The organism is Streptomyces spiralis, assembly GCF_014654675.1.
GTDB lineage: Bacteria > Actinomycetota > Actinomycetes > Streptomycetales > Streptomycetaceae > Streptomyces > Streptomyces spiralis.
In genome coordinates, this window is record NZ_BNBC01000120.1 from 1 (window position 1) to 2,753 (window position 2,753).

General features: G+C 68.2%; 1 protein-coding gene. It reads left to right on the plus strand.

Annotated features, from left to right (window positions below):
• Positions 1-272 precede the first annotated feature (272 nt).
• Positions 273-2,090, plus strand: coding sequence for a phospholipase C (locus IE318_RS44205; protein WP_229904220.1), 1,818 nt, complete (start codon positions 273-275; stop codon positions 2,088-2,090).
• Positions 2,091-2,753 lie beyond the last annotated feature (663 nt).

Consider the following 2,753-nt stretch of genomic DNA (forward strand, 5'->3'; position numbering starts at 1 on the left):
CGGCTACTACTTCGCCCTGCCCGGCGTACGGGACGAGACGGACTGGTACGGCCACGCCCTGCTCGGCTGAACTCCCGCGCGCACGGCTCTGCGGTTCGCCCGGGTCAAGGCACCGTCAAGGTTTGACCTGGCTTTCCTGACCTGTTGTTCACTCCTGGGTCACCGTGGCTCGGCCGGGACGCCTGTTGCCCCGCTGAGCATCCGAACCGTACCCGCACCACATTTGGGTTCGGAGGGGAACCGGCATGGCCGACAGCGCAAGACGAGCAACGATGAGGACTCTGGGGGCACTCGCGGGCGCGGCAGCGCTCACGGTGCTGGGCGGCACCGCGCCCACGTGGGCCGCCACACCCGCCGGCCACCACGGCCATCCCTCGACCGCCACGCCGATCGAGCACGTGGTCGTGCTCTTCGACGAGAACGTCTCCTTCGACCACTACTTCGCCACCTACCCCAAGGCCGCCAACACCGACGGCACGAAGTTCACCGCGTCGACGAAGACCCCGAAGCACATCGACACCCTCGCGAACGCGGGGCTGCTGGCGAAGAACCCCAACCAGTACGCCCCCAAGCGACTCGCCCCGTCCCAGGCGATGACCTGCGACCAGAACCACAACTACGGGGCCGAGCAGTACGCGGCGAACGGCGGCAAGGCCGACCAGTACGTCCAGAACACCGAGGTCGACAAGTGCTCCGGCGGGCTGTTCGGCGAGCCCGGCCTGGTGATGGACTACTACGACGGCAACACCGTCACGGCGCTGTGGAACTACGCCCAGAACTATGCGATGAGCGACCGTTCCTACAGCTCGGTCTACGGCCCCTCCACGCCCGGCGCACTCAACCTGGTCTCCGGCCAGACGCACGGCGTCATCTCCGTGGACCCGTCCACGGGCAGCGAGAACCCCAAGCAGACCTCGACCCCGGACGCCTACACGGTCAAGTCGCCGGATGCACAGGGCGTCGGCACGGTCATCAACGACCCCGACCCGGCCTTCGACGACTGCTCCGGCAAGGACCACACCAGCACCAACGCGCTGGCGGCCATGCAGGGCAGGAACATCGGTGACGTCCTCAACTCCAAGAAGGTCAGCTGGGGTTGGTTCCAGGGCGGCTTCCGGCCCTCGACCACGTGGGACGGGCAGCAGGGTCACTACGCCAAGTGCGACACCGCGCACACCAACGTCGGTGGCGCCTCGGTCGTCGACTACAGCCCGCACCACTCGCCGTTCGAGTACTACAAGTCGACGTCCAACCCGCACCACCTGCCACCCAAGAACGTCGACGAGATCGGCCACGACGGCCAGGCCAACCACAACTACGACCTGACCGACTTCGACGCCGCCCTGAAGGCGGGCAAGCTGCCGTCCGTCAGCTTCGTCAAGGCCCCCGAGTACCAGGACGGCCACGCCGCCTACTCCGACCCGATCGACGAGCAGCACTTCCTGGTCGATGAGATCAACGCGATCCAGAACTCGCCGCAGTGGAAGTCGACGGCGGTCGTGATCGCCTACGACGACTCCGACGGCTGGTACGACCACGCCTACGTCGCACCGCGCAACGGCTCCACCGACAGCGCCCTCGGCTCCAACGGCAAGGCCACCGACAGCCCCGCCTGCCAGGCCGGGCCGAAGGCGTCCGGCGGCTACGCCGATCGCTGCGGCCCGGGCACCCGTCAGCCGCTGCTGATCGTCTCCCCCTACAGCAAGGTCAATAAGGTCGACCACACGCTGACCGACCAGGCGTCGATCATCCGCTTCATCGAGGACAACTGGCACACCGGCCGGATCGGCGACCACTCCTTCGACGCCACCGCCGGCTCCCTGAACGGCATGTTCGACTTCCGGCACCCGAACAACAGGCAGGTGCTGCTGAACGCGGACGGCTCGATCAAGTCGGTCGGCCCCATCCACCACGTGGCGCCCGTCTCCACGAGCATCACCCCGGCCCCGGCGATGCAGAACACCGCCGCGAGCACCGGCACCTCGCGGTTCCCCGCTCTCCCGGTGGGCCTCGCCACGGGTGCCCTGCTCGCCGTCGGCGCCACAGGCACGTATCTCACCCTGCGCCGCAGGCAGCGCGGCGCCGTCTGACGCCGCCGGCTCGACCGGCTCGGTACGAAGAAACCAGAACCCTTGAAAGGAACGCTCGCCGGACGGCCCACCACCGCCTCGGAGGCGGCCGGCCGTCCGGCGAACAGCACTGGAGCCCCTCGGCCCTTCCTGACCTGACGATCCCCGGACCTGGCCGGCCGGGTCGGTCGGTGCGGGTGAGGGAAGACCGGCCCACTCGGAAACTCAGGGGTACCGGTCCGCTACGGTCCCGCGTCCCGGCTGCGGATCTCCTCCAGGGCCTCGCGGCGGACGAGAGGCTGCTGTGTTGGTCGCAATGATCAACGAACGGAGGCCTCCAGAGGGCCTGAGAGTGTGAGGCTGTCCATAGGAGCCAGATCACATCCTACCGAGGGTCGTAGGAGACAGACCCCATCCAGCACGGTCATAGGGTCTGATAGCGGCACATTCTGGACATCTCCCCGATGTCGGGTAGTACGTCACACCTTTGCACCCCACCCCGGCCCTGGCTAAACATGGTCGTCGTTGCACGGCACCGGGCAGGACGCAAACCCACCGACCGCCCCACCGGCCGGAGCAGCACGGGGCCCCGCCCCCGTGCCACCGCCCCCCCACAGCGGACGGCACCCTGACGACGACACCCCACCGGAGAGTTCCTTGCGCATGACGATCACCCGCACCCCC

Excerpts from the sequence above, each read along its gene's own strand:
- IE318_RS44205 (WP_229904220.1), top strand. The coding sequence starts at position 273 with ATGAGGACTCTGGGGGCACTCGCGGGCGCGGCAGCGCTCACGGTGCTG.